The sequence below is a fragment of the Variibacter gotjawalensis genome (assembly GCF_002355335.1).
GTDB classification, from domain to species: domain Bacteria; phylum Pseudomonadota; class Alphaproteobacteria; order Rhizobiales; family Xanthobacteraceae; genus Variibacter; species Variibacter gotjawalensis.
The window spans coordinates 3892787-3911667 of sequence record NZ_AP014946.1 but is presented as its reverse complement, the minus strand read 5'-3'; the positions used below and the strand labels follow the sequence as shown (position 1 = coordinate 3911667).

General features: G+C 64.5%; 14 protein-coding genes. 6 read left to right on the top strand and 8 right to left on the bottom strand.

Translation table 11 applies throughout. From position 1 onward, the window contains the following. Positions 1-2: 2 nt before the first annotated feature. Together GJW30_RS19205 and GJW30_RS19200 are read right to left on the bottom strand one after the other, a co-directional pair. Complete coding sequence (locus GJW30_RS19205; protein WP_096358012.1) at positions 3-1715, bottom strand: Na/Pi cotransporter family protein; 1713 nt, start codon at positions 1713-1715, stop codon at positions 3-5. Positions 1716-2140: 425 nt separating this feature from the next. Next, complete coding sequence (locus tag GJW30_RS19200) at positions 2141-3052, bottom strand: SMP-30/gluconolactonase/LRE family protein (protein ID WP_245408562.1); 912 nt, start codon at positions 3050-3052, stop codon at positions 2141-2143. A 147-nt stretch (positions 3053-3199) separates the two neighbouring features. Here GJW30_RS19200 and GJW30_RS19195 point away from each other — a divergent pair, with 147 nt between their 5' ends. The 5 genes from GJW30_RS19195 (at position 3200) to GJW30_RS19175 (ending at position 8856) form a co-directional block, all read left to right on the top strand. Then, positions 3200-4567: a glutamine synthetase family protein gene (locus GJW30_RS19195; RefSeq protein ID WP_172887600.1), complete on the top strand. Its 1368-nt coding sequence runs from the start codon at positions 3200-3202 to the stop codon at positions 4565-4567. Next, positions 4564-5724: an iron-containing alcohol dehydrogenase gene (locus GJW30_RS19190; protein WP_430727105.1), complete on the top strand. Its 1161-nt coding sequence runs from the start codon at positions 4564-4566 to the stop codon at positions 5722-5724. The genes GJW30_RS19195 and GJW30_RS19190 overlap by 4 nt, the downstream gene beginning before the upstream one ends. A gap of 74 nt (positions 5725-5798) precedes the next feature. Then, complete coding sequence (locus GJW30_RS19185) at positions 5799-7151, top strand: TIGR03808 family TAT-translocated repetitive protein (protein WP_096358009.1); 1353 nt, start codon at positions 5799-5801, stop codon at positions 7149-7151. 124 nt (positions 7152-7275) lie between these two features. Continuing rightward, positions 7276-8028 carry a DUF3750 domain-containing protein gene (locus GJW30_RS19180; RefSeq protein WP_347337723.1) on the top strand — a complete coding sequence of 251 codons (753 nt, stop codon included), beginning with the start codon at positions 7276-7278 and terminating at the stop codon, positions 8026-8028. Positions 8029-8181: 153 nt separating this feature from the next. Then, positions 8182-8856 (top strand): TIGR04282 family arsenosugar biosynthesis glycosyltransferase, encoded by a 675-nt coding sequence (locus tag GJW30_RS19175; RefSeq protein WP_096358007.1) that lies wholly within the window; start codon positions 8182-8184, stop codon positions 8854-8856. Positions 8857-9042: 186 nt separating this feature from the next. Here the strand turns inward: GJW30_RS19175 and meaB are convergent, their stop codons facing one another. The 4 genes from meaB to GJW30_RS19150 form a co-directional block, all read right to left on the bottom strand. Then, entirely contained in the window at positions 9043-10035 is a 993-nt protein-coding gene (meaB, locus tag GJW30_RS19170) for a methylmalonyl Co-A mutase-associated GTPase MeaB (RefSeq protein ID WP_096358006.1), read from the bottom strand. Positions 10036-10243: 208 nt separating this feature from the next. After that, on the bottom strand, positions 10244-11689 hold the full coding sequence (locus GJW30_RS19165) for a tripartite tricarboxylate transporter permease (RefSeq protein WP_430727104.1): 1446 nt from the start codon (positions 11687-11689) through the stop codon (positions 10244-10246). Between the two features lie 52 nt (positions 11690-11741). Next, a complete protein-coding gene (locus tag GJW30_RS19160; protein ID WP_096358005.1) occupies positions 11742-12239 on the bottom strand; it encodes a tripartite tricarboxylate transporter TctB family protein in 498 nt (165 codons plus the stop codon). Positions 12240-12508: 269 nt separating this feature from the next. Beyond that, the gene (locus GJW30_RS19150; RefSeq protein ID WP_096358003.1) at positions 12509-13507 is read right to left on the bottom strand and encodes a tripartite tricarboxylate transporter substrate binding protein; all 999 of its coding nucleotides are present in this window, start codon (positions 13505-13507) and stop codon (positions 12509-12511) included. A gap of 174 nt (positions 13508-13681) precedes the next feature. On the opposite strand from GJW30_RS19150, the gene GJW30_RS19145 reads away from it, so the two are divergent. Further along, positions 13682-15919 (top strand): SGNH/GDSL hydrolase family protein, encoded by a 2238-nt coding sequence (locus tag GJW30_RS19145; RefSeq protein WP_096358002.1) that lies wholly within the window; start codon positions 13682-13684, stop codon positions 15917-15919. A gap of 6 nt (positions 15920-15925) precedes the next feature. On the opposite strand, the gene GJW30_RS19140 is transcribed toward GJW30_RS19145, so the two are convergent. After that, positions 15926-16732, bottom strand: coding sequence for a polysaccharide deacetylase family protein (locus GJW30_RS19140; RefSeq protein ID WP_430727083.1), 807 nt, complete (start codon positions 16730-16732; stop codon positions 15926-15928). Next, positions 16729-18879 (bottom strand): methylmalonyl-CoA mutase, encoded by a 2151-nt coding sequence (gene scpA / locus GJW30_RS19135; protein WP_096358001.1) that lies wholly within the window; start codon positions 18877-18879, stop codon positions 16729-16731. Before scpA ends, GJW30_RS19140 begins: the two co-directional genes overlap by 4 nt. Positions 18880-18881: the final 2 nt, after the last annotated feature.

Here is an 18881-nt window from a genome sequence, read left to right as displayed (position 1 = left end):
GTTTAGGTCGCGCGGCTTGGGTCCGCCGTGTCGATCGCGACGTTATTCGAGCGCGCCGTCACACGTAGGCGGCTGTCGCGCAGTTCTCCTGCAACTTCGAGTATCGGATACGCGACTGACGTCAGATGGCCGTTGATGCGCTTGAGATCGCGCAGGATGTCCAGGTGGATCGACGAAGTCTCGATCGACTCCGGGCGGCCCTGGCGTAGCCTCGCGAAGTGAAGCTCGGAGGCTTCGAGTTCGGCGTTGCGCATCGTCGCTTTCTCGGCGAGGAGGCGGCGGGCAAGCACGACGTCGCGCGTGGCGAACACGTTAAGCGCAAGGCGCATGTTGTCCATCACGCGCTCATGGTAACGGCGGATCTCGGCGAAGCCTTCGGGCGAGAAGGCGTAACGGTTTTTGATTTTCTTCGCCGCGAGTTCCATCAGGTTCTTGTCGATGATGTCGCCGATATGCTCGAGGTTAGTCGTGAACGTCAGCGTCTCGACATAGCGGCGGCTTTCCTCGTCGTTCATCTCGGCCTTCGAGGCTTTCACGAGATAGAGCTTAATCGCCTCATAGATCGCGTCGACCGCGTTGTCGGACTTTTCGATCTCTTTCACGGCCTTCATGTCGTTGCGGTCGAGCACCGGCAGGGTGTCGCGCAGCATGTCGGAGACTCGGTCGCCGAGCGCCAGGGTCTCGCGCATCGCGCATGCGAGCGACTCGGAGGGCGTGTCGAGGACGCTGGCGTCGAGGTGGCGCGGCCGGACGACGTCGGTCGCCTCCGGGCGGTCCGGCACCAGCCATTCGGTCAGCCGGGCAAAGGGGGTCGTCAGCGGCAGTAGGATGGTGGCCGCGACGATGTTGAACGCCGTGTGGAAGTTTACGACCATGCGGGCCGGGCTGCCGCCGAGGAAGGCCAAAATATCGGCCGAGAAGCGGACCAGCAGCAAAGCCGGGATGGCGACAGCGGCTCGCTGGATGATGTTGCCGATGGCGACGCGGCGGCCGGCTGGGGGTGAGGTCGCCAGGCCGGTGAGAGGGGCGATGGCGCCGCCGACATTGGCGCCGAGGATCAGCGCGAAGGCGAGAGGCATCGGCACGGCGCCGGCGGTCGCTAGAGCCATGACCAGGAGAACCATGGTCAGGCTCGAATGCATCAGCCAGGTCGCCCCGACCGCGATCAGGAAGCCGAACAGCGGGTCGCCCGCGAGGCCGGCCAGGACCGAGACGAACAGGGGGGAGTCCCGCAGCGGCTGGGCGGCTGCGGTCAGATGCTGGAGCGAGAGGAGCATCAGGCCGAGCCCGATCGCGATGCGCGATACGGCTTTGGTCTTGTCACCCTCGGCCGCCATGAAGACGAATACGCCGAAGCCGACCAGGACGGTCCACAGCCAGATGATCTCAAACGAGAAGGCCTGCGCCGCGATGGTGGTGCCGACATTGGCGCCGAGCATCATGATCAGCGCGGTGGTCAGGGTGAGCAGGCCACGCGCCGTGAAGGAGGCGAGGAGGAGGGCGGTGGCGGTCGAACTCTGCAGCAGGCCGGTGACGCCGAGGCCGGCGAAGAACGCGGACGTGCGGCTCTTCACCTGCGTCGTGAGGAAGTGACGCAGCGGTCCGCCGAAGGCGCGTGTCATGCCGGTGCGCACCATGCGGACGCCCCAGAGGAGGAGCGCGACGCTGCCGAAAAGTGTTGCGATGAGTTCGGTGCCGGGCATGGGCTCGATCATTCCTTCGTTGCGGCCGCCCTGCCTCCAGGCGGCGCCCCGGCCGATTCAATGGCCGCCGTCGTTGATTGTCACAATACTGTCATAAAAGGCGTGAGCAAGGCGAAATTCGTCAGGCGGGCCAATGTTTTCCCAGATTTGATTATTGGTGGGAGCGAATCGAGTGCCGGCTCGACGTTGCGTGCTCGCAAAGTGATTCAACGCAAAGCGCGAAGGCTTTGATTTAGATTCGATATTCGGGGTGGCGGGCGATGCGTCTTCGTGCGTTGCTCCATCCTCCGCTCACCCCCGCGAAACCGGGGGTCCAGTAGGCGCGCGGTAGCGCGCGAAGATGCTGACGAAGTGCTTTTCGACGGAGCTGGATTCCCGCTTTCGCGGGAATGAGCGGAAGATGTTGCGGCGCTTCGATTCTCGTCGAGCCGACGTTCTTAAAACGTCTTCGCGCCGTTGATCGTGAGCATTACGGCGTAGAGCGAGGTCGTCGCGCAGATGTAAAGCCGGTTGAATTTCGGCCCGCCGAAGACGACGTTCGACAACACCTCAGGGACTAAGATCTTGCCGATCAACGTGCCGTCCGGCTCGTAGCAATGGACGCCCTCGTCGGTCGAGGTCCAGATACGGCCGTCGCTGTCGAGGCGGAAGCCGTCAAAGCGGCCGGCTGTGCAGGTCGCGAAGACCTTCCCGTTCTTGATGTCGCCCTTCTCGGTGACGTCGTAGACACGCATGTTCCGCTGACTGGCATGGGAGTCGATGATGTAGATCTTTTTCTCGTCGACCGAGAAGGCGAGGCCGTTCGGGCGGATGAAATCGTCGGCCAGCACCTTCATGCGACCAGTCTTGCCGTCGACCCGAAAGACGCAATTTTTGCCGATCTCGCTCTCGCCTTTGTGGCCCTCGTAGTCCGACAGGTGACCGAAGGGCGGGTCGGTAAACCAGATCGAGTCATCGGATTTCACGACGACGTCGTTTGGCGAGTTCAGCCGTTTGCCGTTGTAGTTGTCGGTGACGGTGACGATGCGGCCGTCATGCTCGGTGCGGGAGATGCGGCGGCCGCCGTGTTCGCAGGAGACCATGCGGCCCTGGCGGTCGACCGTATGGCCGTTTGAATAGCCGCAGGGAGTGCGGAAGACGCCCGTCTCGCCGTTGGTCTCGTCGTACCGCATGATGCGGTCGTTCGGGATGTCGGAGAAATAGACCGAGCGATGCGCCGGGAAGTAGACCGGGCCTTCGGTCCAGCGCGCGCCGGTCCAAAGCTTTTCGAGATGCGCCGTGCGGTTGAAGCAAGCGCGGAAGCGTTCGTCGAGCACTTCATAGCAGGCGTTCATTACCAGCGGCTGCATCGGCATTTCCTCAGACATTTTATTGAAGCTGTCGTGGGCGGGAGCGAAAGCATTGCACAAGCTCACGGCAGCTGGAACCCTCGACTTTGACGGTCAGCCAATCAAAGATGCGTTAGCCCTAAAGCCAGGGATTCGGCGGAGACCGTGATGCAGCCCGAGGAAGTGAAGACGGCCGCGCAAGCGCGCAAGATCGTCGAGTCGCGGGGCTTAAGTCACGTGAAGGTCGGGGTCTTCGACATCGACGGCATCCTGCGCGGCAAATACATGAGCCGCGAAAAATTCTTCTCGGCGCTCGAGAGCGGCTTCGGCTTCTGCGACGTCGTGCTCGGCTGGGATTCCAACGACCAACTCTACGACAACGTTAGTTACACCGGGTGGCACACGGCCTATCCGGACGCGCAGGTGCGCGTTCTGCCGGGCACGTGCCGCGCCATTCCGACCGAAGGAAATATGCTGCTGTTCCTCGGCGAGTTCGCCGGTGAGGCGGAGGCGGTCTGTCCGCGCGGTGTCCTCCGCCGCGTGCTGCAGCGCGCCGAGAAGAAAGGTTACAGCGCGATCGCCTCGGCGGAGTTCGAGTTCTTTCTGTTCGACGAGACGCCGACCTCGGTGCGCGAAAAGGGCTATCGCGATCTGAAAACCACGACGCCGGGTTTCTTCGGCTACTCGATGCTGCGCGCCTCGGTACAGCGCGAGTTTTACGAGGAATTGCTCGCGTTGTGCGGGGGCATGCGGATGCCGCTCGAAGGGTTGCATACAGAGACGGGACCGGGCGTCATCGAAGCCGCGATCACGTATTCGGGGGCGCTGGAGGCGGCCGATCGCGGTGCGTTGTTCAAGACCTATACGAAGATCCTTGCGCAACGCTCCGGCAAGCTCGCCACCTTCATGGCGAAGTGGTCGCGCGACTGGCCGGGGCAGTCCGGCCACTTGCATGTGTCGCTGCAGGACAAGCGCGCGAAGCCGGTTTTCCACCACGCGCGCAATCCGAACAACATATCGGACGAGATGCGCTGGTTCATCGGCGGCCAACAGGCGTTGATGCCGGAACTGCTCTCGATGGCGGCGCCGACGGTGAACAGCTACACGCGACTCATTCCGGGCTTTTGGGCGCCGACCGAGGCGACGTGGGGTGTGGAGAACCGCACCTGCGCGATCCGCGCCATTCCGGGATCGCCGAAGTCGCAGCGCGTCGAGTATCGCGTCACTGCGGCCGACATCAATCCATACATCGCGTTCGCGGCGGCGATCGGCTCGGGGTTGTGGGGCATCGAGAATAAGATCGAGCCGGACGCGCCGATCGAAGGCAACGCGTATAACTGGAGCCAGCCGGCGAAGCGGCGATTGCCGAAGTCGCTCGGCGAAGCGGCGGAGCGGCTGAAGGAGTCGGATGCGGCACGTGAATTGTTTGGCGAAGCGTTCGTCGAGCACTATGCGGCGACGCGCGAGTGGGAAGAGCGCGAGTATCGCAAGGCGGTGACCGACTGGCAGCTCGCGCGTTATTTCGAGATTATCTGATGCAGCTGCGTGGCAACTGGAACTACCCAACGAGCGTGCGGTTCGGCGTCGGGCGCATCACGGAACTCGCCGATGCGGTGAAATCAGCCGGCATGACGGCGCCGCTGATCGTCACGGATCCGACGCTTGCCAAGATGGCGATGGTGAAGGACGCGGCGGCTGCGCTCACGAGCGCTGGTTTGAAGGCTGCTGTTTTCGCCGACGTGCGGCCCAATCCGGTGGCGGCGAATATCGAGGCGGGCGTTGCGGCCTATCGCGCTGGCAAACACGACGGTGTCGTGGCGTTCGGCGGCGGCTCGGCGCTCGATGCCGGAAAAATGATAGCCTTCATGCCCGGCCAGACGCGGCCGATGTGGGACTTCGAAGATGTCGGCGATTGGTGGACGCGCGCGGACGCGTCCGCGATTGCGCCGATCGTGGCCGTGCCGACGACTGCGGGCACAGGGTCCGAAGTCGGCCGTGCGGCTGTCGTGACCGACGAGGCGACGCATACGAAAAAGGTGATCTTCCATCCGAACATGATGCCGAAGGTGACGATCTGCGATCCGGCGCTCACTGTCGGCATGCCTGCCTTCATCACGGCGGGCACCGGCATGGATGCGCTGGCGCATTGTCTCGAAGCGTATTGCGGGCCGTTCTACCATCCGCTCGCCGACGGGATCGCGGTCGAAGGCATTCGGCTCGTGAAAGAGAACTTGCCGCGCGCGGTCGCGGACGGCAGCGATCTCGAAGCGCGCGCGCACATGATGAGCGCTGCCGCGATGGGGGCGACGGCGTTTCAGAAAGCGCTCGGCGCGATCCATTCGCTGTCGCATCCGGTCGGCGCACTGCACGACACACATCACGGGATGACCAACGCAGTGTTCATGCCGTATGTGCTCATGTTCAATCGCGAGGCGATCGAGCCGAAGATCGCGCGGCTCGCGGCTTACATCGGGCTGAACGCTTCGTTCGAGGCGTTTCTCGATTGGGTGCTGCGGCTGCGAAAAGAAATCGGCGTGCCGCATACGCTGCGTGACTTCGGTGTTGACGACCGGCATGCGGATTTGATCGCCCGGATGGCACCGAAGGATCCGACTGCGGGCGGCAATCCGGTGCCGCTCGATGAAGCAGCGGCGCGGCGCATGTTCGATGCGGCGTTGGCGGGACATCTCTAGCCGTCTCATTTTGGCACGCCGAGGTGCGGTACGCTTCTTGAAACACTCGACTGAATCTCAGTTAGGGTTTGTGTATGCGTCCCAATCGTCGCCATTTCCTCGCGCTCGCGGGTGCCGCCGCCACCGTCGCGGCAACGCGCGTTAACGCTGCACCATCGTCCGCGGCCGGTGTCGATGCCTCGCAGTTCGGCGTGCAGGCCGGCAGCGGGGGCGATCAGACTCGCGCGCTGCAGAAGGCGATCGATCAAGCCGCGGGATCGCGGACGCCGCTCTGGCTGCAGCCCGGCACTTACCGCGTCGGCACGCTGAAGCTGCAAGCCGGAACGCAGCTGTTCGGCGTGCGCGGTGCGACGCGGCTGCTTTTCAACGACGGTTCGGCTTTGCTCGAAGGTGCGGGCTGCGACAACGTCACGCTGAGCGGTCTCATTCTCGACGGCGTCAGCCGTCCGCTGCCGGAAGGGCGCGGCATCATCAACATCGCTGCGGCGCGCAACTTGCGCATTCTCGATTGCGAGGTCGTCGGCTCAAGCCGCCAGGGCATCGTGCTCGACGGTGCGGAAGGCGAAGTGCGCAGCAACACGATCCAGGGGATCGCGAATGCGGGACTGCTCTCCGTCAATGCGCGCGGGCTGATCATCGCGGACAATATCGTCCGCACCTGCGGCAACAACGGCATTCAAGTCTGGCGTTCGGAATCCGGCAACGACGGAACGATCGTGTCGGGAAATCGCATCGACGGAATCGCGGCGCGCGCTGGCGGTTCGGGTCAGAACGGAAACGCGATCAACGTTTTCCGCGCTAACAATGTTTACGTCGGCAACAACCGCATCACCAACGTCGCGTTCTCGGCGGTGCGCGGAAATTCGGCGTCGAACCTGCAGGTGGTCGCCAACAATTGCCAATCGTGCGGAGAAGTCGCGCTCTATGCAGAATTTGGATTCGAAGGCGCGGTGATTTCGCAGAATGTCGTCGATGGCGCATCCATCGGCGTTGCGGTTACGAACTTCGATCACGGCGGGCGGATGGCGACCGTGCAAGGGAACATTATCCGCAATCTCTCGAACCGCCGCCCGGTCGGGACCGATCCGAACGACGGCGCCGGTATCGGAATTGGCGTCGAGGCGGACTCGGCCGTCACCGGCAATGTGATCGAGGGTGCGCCGCTTGCCGGCATCACGATCGGCTGGGGCCGCTTCCTGCGCGACGTCAGCGTCACGGGAAACGTTATTCGGCGGGCCAATATGGGCATTGCGGTCTCGGTTTCGGCCGGTGCCGGCGCGGCGGTAATCGCCGACAACCTGATTGCCGAGTCGACGGTCGGCGCGATCGTCGGGACGGAACTCAAGCGTCCGGTGACCGGCGATATGGCGCGCGACGGGGCGGGACGCTTCGCGCAGCTCGCCATTACGGGCAACCGGGTGCGCTGACGCGGCCGCGTACGCTCACGATTGACCGGTCAATGACGCAGCGAATGGCCGACATTGGCCGGCGATCGGCCGAAGCCTTACATCAGCCGAAATCCGAATTATTTATCGGCCCATGCGGGGTCGTTTGAAACTCATCCTTCTTCTCATCCTCTGCCTCTTCTTCGTGCCGCTCGCCGCCCGGGCGGCGCTGTTCGCGTTTGAGGATCGTCCGTCGAGCTGGAACAAAGCCGACTGGACGAGCGCCGGTCTGCTGCCGAAAGCGGCCGACTACAAAGACGCGCGCCTGATGGTGCTGGCCGGACGGACCGGCGGCGTCAAAGGCCTGTTCGCGGTCCATAGCTGGATCGTCGTCAAGCGCGAGGGCGCGGACAGCTGGAACCGCTTCGACGTGGTCGGCTGGGGCAACCCGGTGCGGCGCAACGGCTGGGCCGCCGACGGCCGCTGGTATGGCGACAACCCGGTGGTCGTGCTCGACCTCAAGGGCGCCGCCGCGGCTGCCGCGATCCCGAAGGTCGAGGCCGCGATCGCGGCGTACCGTCACGCGAAGGCAGGCGACTATCGCATCTGGCCGGGCCCGAACTCGAACACGTTCGTCGCGAGCGTGCTGCGCGCGGTGCCGGAACTCGGCGGGACGCTGCTGCCGAATGCGGTCGGCAAGGATTTCCGCGACGAGGGATTCTACGTCGGGCTCACCGACAGCGGCACCGGCGTCGAACTCAGCCTCTGGGGATTGATGGGCTTCAAGGCGGGGTGGGTCGAAGGCGTCGAGCTGAACTTGTTCACGCTCGTTACCGGGATCGATTTCCGCCGCCCCGCGATCAAGCTGCCGGGCTTCGGCCGCGTCGATCTCCTCTCCACGGCAGTTGTGACTCGGTAAGCATTCGCCTCGCGGTCATCGCGCTGTCGTCACGGCTGTGCACAATCCGGCAAAGCAGTTGCGAGCGTTGTCAAATTCCCGAATCTTAGGCATTGGGGCAGTGAGCTAGCGCTTGCGAAATGATTCGTGAGCTGGCGAACAACAACAGCAACAATGTCAGCCGACGTTTCGAAGGTTCAGGTCGCGATCATCGCGGAAGCGCCCATTGCGGGCGTCGCGAAGAAGCGCTTCTCAATGGCGCTCGGCGTCAACGGCGCGGCGATCCTGCAACAACGTCTTATCGAGCGCGCGATCAAAGTCGCGAAGCAGGCCGACATCGGTCCCGTGACGGTGTGGAGCACGCCGGACTTGCGCGATGCGATGTTCAAGGAATTTGCGCGCCGTTATGGCGTGACGGTGCAGCCGCTGCCGGATGGCGCGGGCCTCGCGCGGCTCGCAGTTGCGCTTGCGGTCAGCGGGCCGGCGGTCGCGATCACGGCGGACTGTCCGACGCTCGATGCATCGGCGTTGCGGGCGGCGGCCGATGCGGTGCTCAACCACGCCAACGCGATCATCGGGCCGAGCGAAGGTGATGGCTGCGTGCTATTCGCCGCGCGCAACATCGATCCCGAGGTGTTTGCGGTGATCGATCATCACAGCGAAGCGTCTGCGGGATGCCTGCGCGCATGCCTCTCGCATCATCACGTGCAGACGTCAGAGCTGCCGCCGCGCTGGAGCGTCGAGCGTCCGTCGGATTTGCGGCGTTTGGCGAGCAGTAATTTCAGCGCGCTGGTCGAGGGCCTACGCGGTGAGGTCCCGAGCATGATGGCGACGCGCGGGTTTAGTTGAGCTGCCTTGGTCATCCCGGAAGTCGCTTGCTCGCAAAGCGAGCTATGCGGCTGTCCGGGATCCATACTCCCCGCGCTTCATAGTTGATACAGGGCGTATGGATCCCGGCCCTCGCGGCTCGCACCGCGCGCTTTGCGCGCCGCGAGCACTCTCGGCCGGGATGACCACTTCTGTACTATTGAGTGCTCAATCCAAACCCAACAACGCCGTCAGTTCTTCCACCGCCAGCGACGGCGAGAGTTTACCCGCCGCGACATCGGCCTCGAGCTTCGGTAAGCGGTTGCGGATGCCGGCGTCGTGGCGAAGTCGCGCCATCATCTGCTGCTCCAGCATCGTCCACATCCAACGCACTTGTTGCTCGGATCGCCGCTCGGCGAATTCGCCGGTGGCGGTGAGACGTTCGCGATGGTCGACGACTTTCTGCCACAGCTCCGGCACGCCGTCGCCGGTGAGGCCCGAATAGGTGATGACCGGGGGGCTCCAGTTCGGCGAGCGCGGCTTCAGGATATGGAAGGCGGCTTTGTATTCGGCGGCGGCGGCGCGCGCGCGGCCGATGTTGTCGCCGTCGGCTTTATTGACGGCGAGCATGTCGGCGATTTCGAGCACGCCTTTCTTGATGCCCTGCAGCTCGTCGCCGGCGCCGGGCAGCATGAGGCAGAGGAAGAAATCCGTCATGTCGGAGACGGCGGTTTCCGACTGGCCGATGCCGACGGTTTCGACGAGGATCACGTCGTAACCGGCGGCCTCGCAGAGCAGCATCGTCTCGCGCGTTTTCGCGGCGACGCCGCCGAGCGTTCCGGCGGAGGGAGACGGGCGGATGTAGGCGTTCGGATCGCCGGAGAGATCGGCCATGCGCGTCTTGTCGCCGAGGATCGAGCCGCCGGTTCGCGATGAGGACGGATCGACGCTGAGCACTGCGACGCGGTGGCCTTTGCCGGTGAGATAGGTGCCGAGTTTGTCGATGGTCGTCGATTTGCCGACGCCCGGAACGCCCGTGATACCGACGCGGTGCGCCTTGCCGGTTTCGGGGAGCAGTTGTTGAACCAGCGCGCGCGCCTGCGCCTGGTGATCGCCGCGCCGGCTTTCGATCAGCGTGATCGCCCGCGCCAGCGTCGCGCGGTCGCCGCCGCGGATGGCGGAGCTGAGAGCGTGGACGTCAGGAATCGGCGGCGTGGTCATCGGTGATTGTTAGCGTGTCGGTGGGGGTGGTGGAAGCTCGTCGCTGGTCATCCCGGTCGAGCGAGCGCGGCGCGTGCAACGCGCAGCGCGTCGCGAGGGCCGGGATCCATACGCCCTGCGCTCTCATTTCTGCCCAGGGCTATGGATCCCGGACAGCCGCGGCTCGCTACGCGAGCGCGCGGCTTCCGGGATGACCACTGGGGGAGCGCTAAGCCGCGACCGGCTTTTGCCGGCGCTGGTAAATCCACATCACGAGCGGCCAGAGCAGAGCGCCGAATGTCATGGACGCGAGGATCGCGGAGACCGGGCGCTCGAAGAACGGCAGGATGCTGCCGTCCGACTTGATGAGCGATGTCACGAAGCTCTGTTCGACCATCGTGCCCATGACCACGCCGAGAACCATGGCGGCGACCGGATAGCCGTTGCGCTCCATCACGTAACCAAGCACGCCGAACAGGCCGACGGTGACGACCGCGAAGAGGTTGTTGCCGGTCGCGAAAGCGCCGACCGCGCAGCACAGCATGATGAAGGGCATGATGGCGGAGCGCGGCGCGCGCAGCACATAACCGGCGGCGCGGATCATCAGGATGCCGAGCGGGATCATGATGATGTTGGCGAGCACGAACATGATGTAGATCGCGTACATGCTCGACGCCTTCTCGGTGAAGAGCGTCGGGCCCGGGTTGAGGCCCTTCATGTACAGAACGCCGATTGCGATCGCCGTGATGGTGTCGCCCGGAATGCCGAACAACAGCGCGGGCACCCAGCCCGAAGCCAGCGAGGCGTTATTAGACGCGCCGGCCTCGACCAGACCTTCGACATGGCCGGTGCCGAATTTCTCCGGTTCGCTCGAGAAGCGCTTCGACATGGCGTAAGAAACCCAGGCCGCCATGTCGGCGCCGGCGCCCGGCAACACGCCGATGATGATGCCGATGACGTTGCCGCGCATCATCTGCCAGAAATAGATGCGGGTGAGTTGAAGTTGGCCGGCGAGAATGCTGCCGATGCGGCGTTTCGGAATCGGCGGCGGGGTCGGCGAGACCATCGCGCGCATGACTTCGGAAACCGCGAAGACGCCGACGAGCGCGGGCACGACTTCGATGCCGCCGAGCAAATCCGTGATGCCGAAGGTGAAGCGCGGTACGCCGCCCGGATTCTCGATGCCGATGCAGGCGACGAGGAGGCCGAGCAGCATCGAGGCGATTGCTTTGATGGGCGAGGAGCGCGCAACCAGCGTCGCGCACATCAAGCCGAGCACGGCGAGCCAGAAATACTCGAAGGTCGAGAACGACAACGCGACTTCTGCGAGCAGCGGCGCCATAACGACGAGCGAAATGGTGCCGGCGATGCCGCCGATGGCGGAGAACCAGACACCGGCGCCGAGCGCGAGCGCGGCTTCACCCTTGCGGGTCATCGCATACGCTTCGTCCGCGTAGGCCGCGGAGGCGGGCGTTCCCGGTATGCGCAGAAGCGCGCCCGGGATATCGCCCGAGAAGATCGCCATCGTGGATGCCGCCACGATGGTCGCGATGGCGGCGAGCGGCGACATGTAGAACGTGAAAGGCACAAGCAGGGCCGTCGCCATCGTGGCGGAGAGGCCCGGCATGCAGCCGACAACGAGGCCGTAAATCGACGCCAGCAGCAACGCGATCATCACGTCCTGCGAGCCGACCAGCCGGAAACCTTCGAGCAATGCTTGCATCAGATCACCACGGCATCGGCAGCCAGCCCGGCGGCAAAGGCACGCGCAAGAGCTTGGCAAAGACGAGGTGGACGAAGATCGGGCAGAAGATCGCGATCGGGATCGCGAGCTTGAGTTTTCCGCCGAGCGCGACCGAGGTGACGAAAGCGACGATCGCGGCGGTCGGGATGAAGCCGAGCGTTTCGGATGCCACGGCGTAGAAGATCAACAGCGCGGGCGGGATCAGCGCGCGCATGCCGTAAAGCCAAGACGTCTCCGCGGCCGGGGGTTTGTAGTCCGGATGATCCGGCGAGACTTCGACGACGGCGTCGTCCTCGAAGCTGTGGCCGATGCGAAGGAAGATCAGTGCTCCGCACAGCGCGAGGCCGACGCCGACAACGATGGGAAATACGTTCGGACCGACCGGCTGGCCCGGCACCGGCGGCAGTTTCATGCCGCCGAATGTCGAGAGCGCGCCGAGCGCGACGAGGAACGATCCGGAGATGCGATCGGAGAGTTGCATTTCGATTTCTTAGAGCGTGATGAAGGTAGTTTCTCTCGGCGCTAGCGATCGTGGTCCCCTCTCCCGCTTGCGGGGGAGGGACAGGGAGGGGGCTCTTGACGATGATGAATGCGCATCGCCGTATATCTCTGCTGCGGGCCCTGAAATTTCCCCCTCCCCAACCCTCCCCCGGTTCGCGACGCGAACCCTGCGGGAGAGGGGGCGCGCCGAGTTCGGTACGACGCTTCTCACCTTCCAATGAGAGGGTGGACGGAGTGCGCGGTGAGTCTTTAGCCCTTTGCCAAGCCGCCGGCCTTCATGGATTCACCGAGCGAGGCCGTCGATGTTTCCATCATCTTCTCGAAGCCGGCCGCGTCGGCCCAAACCATCGTGAAGCCGCGGTTGTCCATGAAGTCCTTGTACTCTTTCGACTCGTAGACCTTCTTGAGCGCGGCCGAGAGCTTTTCGGCGATCGGCTTCGGCAGCGCTTTCGGCGCGGCGAAACCGCGCCATGCGCCGACCATGACGGCGTCAGTGCCCATGCCTTCTTTCAAGGTCGGGACGTTGGCGAATTGCGGATTGCGTACCGGCGCCATGATGGCGAGTGCGCGCGCTTTTCCGGCTTCGATGATCGCGCGGGCTTCGGGCACCGAGCAGGTGCAGAGGTCGAGGCCGCCGGCGGCGAGATCCTGCATCGCCGGTGCCGCGCCGTTCGACGGAACCCAGGTAACGTGGTTCGGCGCGAGGTTCAGGGTCTTGAGCCACGAGATCAGCGCGAGATGCCAGATGCCGCCTTGGCCGGTGCCCGAGGCTTTGAATTTTCCGGCCGGGGCTGCCTTGATGGCGTCGGCGAGCTCCTTGACGGTTTTGTACGGCGAGTCCGCTTTGACGTGGATGCCCGGCGGGTCGTCGTTCATCTGCGCCAAGCCGGTGAAGTTGGACGGCTTGAGTTCGGTCAGGCCCTGCCAATGCATCATCGCGATTTCGACCGTGATGATGCCGATGTTGTAGCCATCCGGCGCGGCGCTCGCGATCGCGGTGTGGCCGACGACGCCCGAGCCGCCCGTGCGGTTGACGACGTTGAACGGCTGACCGAGTTCTTTCTCGAGGCCGCCCGCGACGATGCGCGCGACAGCGTCCGTGCCGCCGCCAGCGCCCCACGGGCAGATGATCGTGACGGGACGCTGCGGCCAATTGGCTTGCGCTTCGCCCGGCCGGATGCCGAGACCTGCGGAAGCCGCGGCTGCAGCCGCGATTGTGCCGAACGTGCGTCGTGTGATTTTGGCCATTATGATCCTCCCCTGGAACCCGTCTGCGCGAGTTCGCCGATATGGCGCGACGCTAGCGTGGTTCCGCAGCGAAAAACAAGGTCGGCCGCAACCCGATGTTGTAAGGCTTCACAGGCTCGCCGTAATTCCGGTTAGGATCGCGGACGCTGTCGCTTTTTCCAGGGAAGCTGTCCCGTGAACTCTGTTCTTCTTCGCGCGCTGGGCGCCGGACTTTTCGCGTCGGTGCTCGCGGCAGCTCATGCGTCTGCGGCCGATCTCGAATGGGAGGTCGACAATCCGTTTCGATTTTATCGGAATGCGTCGGCTTTCGCGCTGCATGAGAACGCGTATCAGGCGGTGCGCGGCGAGGGCGAAGTGCCGGCCGATATCGTCTCGCGCGTCGAGAAACGGATGAATGCGCCGGACTGCCGCGATCCATCGACGGCCGCGAATTGCGCCGCGACGGTGCGCAACGAGCGTACGTTCCAATCCTCGCGCCTCGGCTGGGCCGCCAAGACGATTAACGCAGCCTGCTACGACCGCGAGTCGCGGCCGCGGCGGTATCCGAGTTCGTGCGCGCGCATCTACGGGCAGCGCGCCGTGAAGGAAGACTACATCCTGCCGGACGCGCATGTGGTGCGGATCGGGCTGTCGGCCGAGAAGATCGCGGCGGCGGGCGAGGGCGCGTCTTGCGCCTGGTCGTGGCGCGCGCGGCGCGGCGGCGATGCGCAGACGAAGACGCAGGCGTGCAAGGACAAGCTGACGCTCGACCGCGTGCCGTATATCCGCAACAGCGATACGTCGGGCGTCGATGTCGAGGTGACGCTGCCGGATGGCGCGAAACTGACCGAGCAAGTCGTTGTCGAGGATCTGCTGGTCGTCGCGCTCGGCGATTCCTTTGCGTCCGGCGAGAGCAATCCGGACAAGCCGGTGACGTTCGGATCGCGCGAGATGAGCTACGAGCCGCAGCGCGAGGATTATCAGCGCACCGACCCGGTGTTCCGCACCGGGCCCGGCACGCGCATCCCGGATGTCGCGCGGCCCGGAACCTATAACCCGCGCGTGCTGCCGCGGCGGCTGATGGAAGACGAAGAGCGCGGCGAGCAGCTTGCGCGCAACTCGCCGGAATTTCTCGCCGCGTTCAATCGCCGCAACGCGACGTGGCTGAGCCCGGACTGCCATCGCTCGCAGTACGGCTATCCGTTCCGCGTCGCGATGCAGCTCGCGCTGGAGGACCGGCATCGCTCCGTGACGCTGGTGCATCTCGCCTGTTCGGGCGCGCAGGTGACGGAAGGCCTGTTCGTGCCGAAGGAAGCGCGCGAGGATTTCTCCAAGCCGAATTCGGCGATGGTGCCGGCGCAGTTCGATCAGCTGACCGAGTTGCTCTGCCGCGATGGATCACGGCGCAGCGCTTCGTACACGATGCCGTTCTTCAAATACGGCCAAGACCCGCAGATGCGCACGATCGCCAAGCAGTGGTGCGCGAGCGACAAGCGCAAGCGGCCGATCGATGTCGTGCTGCTGTCGATCGGCGGCAACGACGTGGGCTTCTCGCCGCTCGCCGCCTACGCGATGACGGAGAGCGCGAGCGATCTTGCGCCGATCGCGGGCTGGATGGGCTCGGACATTCGCTTCGGGCCGGATGTTGCGCGCAAATACACGGCGGTTCTCGATCGCCGGATGGCCGCCGTGAAGGATGCGCTGCGCGACGGCTTCGGTGTTGCGCCGGATCGCGTGATTCAGACCGCATACGAGCCGATCCAGTATGACGAGAACGGCGCGCTGTGCGGTGCGCGTCCGACGCTCGGCATGGATGTTCATCCGGCCTTGAAGCTTGGTGGTGCGCGGCTTGCCGAGGCGGGGCAGTTCTTCGACTTCTTCGTCAAACGCATGCAGTGCATGGCGAATGGACGCGGCGGCGACTGCGGCGGCCTCGCGACCGGCGCCGGCACAGGCTTCCGCCTTGTCACCGAACATCACGCGAAGTTCCGCCGCCGTGGTCTGTGCGCGCGATTGCCTGCGGCAGCCGAAGCCGATGGTGCCGCGATGGCGATGCCGCGCTTCAACCCGCTGAAGGGTGAGTTTCAGCCATATCACCCGGCGCTCTACACGCCGTATGGCCCGCGGCATCATCTCTTCCGCACGCCGAACGATGCGTATCTGACGGCGAATACGCACCACGAGAGAATCCCGCTGTTCGATATCCTGCAGCCGGTTTACGCCGCGCTCTATTCGGGCGCGATCCACCCGACGGCGGAAGGCCACGCGATCGTCGCCGACGCCGTGATGCCGTATGCGCGGCGGATGTTCGATAAGCCCGGCAAGGTCGAGGTGCCGATCCCGACGACCGCGCCGCCGGACGAGCCGCCAAGTGCGCCCGCGCCGTCGATGGCTGTGCCGCCGGCTGAAGAGCCGGCGAAGGCCGCGCAGTAGCGCGCGCTACTCGTCGTCGGCTTTGTCCCCGGCGAAGATGGCGCGGCCTTCGGCTGAGAGGAAGTCCTTGAACTTCGACCAGTGAACGAACGGGAAGTAAGCGCCTTCGGCGTAGGAGCCGATCGCGTAGGGCGAATAGTTGACGATGAGGCCCGCGCTCTTGCCTGGAGTCTTCGAGCGGGCGAGAGAGATCGGGCCGATGCCGCCAATCAGTTTTGGTGCGATGCGTTTGAGCTCATCCGAATTGATTTCGTCGGGCTCCGGTTTGCAGTCGGCGCCGCCCGGTTTACCGGCTTCGTCGGCCTTCTCGCGTTTCTCGCAAGCGGCGGCGTAGCGCACCGCGTCGGCGAGCGCTTTCATCGCGGGGCTGTTGTCGGCGAGGTCGGTAAAGAAGGGGCGGATGCTGATGCGCTTCTTTGCCTGCGTGTCCCACAGGAGCGTGTCGATGTCCGTGTTAGGATGCGCGCCGCCCGTATAGGTCGCGTCGACGCGCGTCATCGAGACGTAGCGATTGCCGACGAACGACTCCTGACGATAGTTGCGCTCGTACGAGTACTTGCGGCCGCTCTTGAAGTATTCGGCGTCGTCCTTCGCGTTCTGGTCCGCATCCTTCTGCCAAGCTGCGATCGCGCGGCGGCCTTCGGCGAGGAGATTGTCGTAGAGACCCGCATGTGCGCGCAGCTTCGGGTCGATCGAGACTTCGGCCTCGACGAACTTCGTCGTCTGCTTGAGTGCCGGCTTCTCGGCTTGCGCGAAGGCGGAAGCTGTCAGCGCGATGGCGCCGACCAGCGACAGAACGACAGTGCGCATCACTCCGCGGCTTCCTTGCCGTGGCCGAGGCGCGTGTTGAGTTTGCGGATGAGTTCCTCGGCGGCGTCCGCGATGACGGTGCCGGGCGGGAAGATCGCTTCGGCGCCGGCCTTGTAGACTTCGTCGTAGTCCTGAGGCGGGATGACGCCGCCGACCACGACCATGATGTCGTCGCGGCCTTCCTTCTTCAGCGCGGCGCGCAGTTCCGGCACCAGCGAGAGATGCGCGGCGGCGAGTGAAGACGCGCCGACGATGTGCACGTCGTTCTCGACGGCTTGACGCGCGGCTTCGCCGGGCGTCGCGAAGAGCGGCCCGATATCGACGTCGAAGCCCAAGTCGGCGAAGGCGGAGGCGATGACCTTCTGGCCGCGATCGTGACCATCTTGTCCGATCTTGGCGACAAGGATGCGCGGACGGCGGCCTTCATTCACCTCGAATTCGGTGACCATCTTCTGCACGCGTGCGACGGCGCTCGACATGCCGGCAACCTCCCGCTTGTAGACGCCCGATATGGCTTTGATCTCGGCGCGGTGGCGGCCGAACACCTTCTCCATCGCGTCGGAGATTTCGCCGACGGTGGCTTTCGCGCGCGCCGCATCGACGGCCGCAGCGAGCAGATTGCCGTCGCCCTTCGCGGCATCGGTGATCGCTTGCAGCTTTTCGGCGACCTCGTCGGCGTTGCGCTCCGCGCGCAGGCGCTCGAGTTTGGCGAGCTGCTGATTGCGCACCGAGCTGTTGTCGACCTTGAGGATCTCGATCGGCGCTTCCTGCTCGGGCTTGAACTTGTTGACGCCGATGACCGACTGAACGCCGGCATCGATGCGGGCCTGCGTCTTCGCGGCCGCTTCCTCGATCTTCAACTTCGGCAGACCTGACTCCAGCGCCTTCGCCATGCCGCCGAGCTCTTCGATCTCCTGGATATGCGCCCAGGCTTTCTCGGCGAGTTCATAGGTGAGGCGTTCGACATAGTAGGAGCCGCCCCAGGGATCAATCGTGCGCGTGGTGCCGCTTTCCTGCTGCAGGAACAGCTGCGTGTTGCGTGCGATGCGCGCCGAGAAATCGGTCGGCAGCGCGAGCGCTTCGTCAAGCGCGTTGGTGTGCAGCGACTGGGTGTGGCCTTGCGTTGCCGCCATCGCTTCGATGCCGGTGCGCACGACGTTGTTGAACACGTCCTGCGCTGCAAGCGACCAGCCTGATGTCTGGCAATGCGTGCGCAGCGAGAGCGAGCGCACATCCTTCGGGTCGAACTGCTTGATGAGCTTCGCCCATAGCAGACGCGCGGCGCGCATCTTGGCGACTTCCATGAAGAAGTTCATGCCGATCGCCCAGAAGAAGGACAGGCGCGGCGCGAATTTGTCGATGGGGATTCCGGCCGCGACGCCGGCGCGGGCGTATTCGAGGCCATCCGCCAGCGTGTAGGCGAGTTCCAGGTCGGCGGTCGCGCCGGCCTCCTGCATGTGATAGCCGGAGATCGAGATCGAATTGAACTTCGGCATCTTCTGCGACGTGTAGGAGAAGATGTCCGAGATGATGCGCAGCGACGGCTTCGGCGGATAGATGTAGGTGTTGCGCACCATGAATTCTTTGAGGATGTCGTTCTGAATCGTGCCGCCGAGTTTCTCCGGTGGAACGCCTTGCTCCTCGGCTGCGACGATGTAGAGCGCGAGGATCGGCAGCACGGCGCCGTTCATCGTCATCGACACGGTCATCTGATCAAGCGGGATGCCGGAGAACAGCGTCCGCATGTCGTAGATCGAGTCGATCGCGACGCCCGCCATGCCGACGTCACCGGAGACACGCGGATGATCCGAGTCGTAGCCGCGATGGGTCGCGAGATCGAAGGCGACCGATAGGCCCTTCTGACCGGCCGCCAGATTGCGGCGATAGAAGGCGTTGGAATCCTCGGCGGTGGAGAAGCCGGCATATTGCCGGATCGTCCACGGCTGGTTGACGTACATTGTCGGGTAGGGGCCGCGCAGATACGGCGTCACGCCCGGGAAGGTCGCGAGGAAATCGAGGCCCGCAACATCCTTCTCGCCATAACGCGGCGCAACCGGAATGCCCTCCGGCGTCAGCCACGGCTCGCCGCCCGGCGCCGGCTTCGCGGCGGTGTCCTGGAAGGCGATGGTGCTGAAATCAGGAACGCGCATGT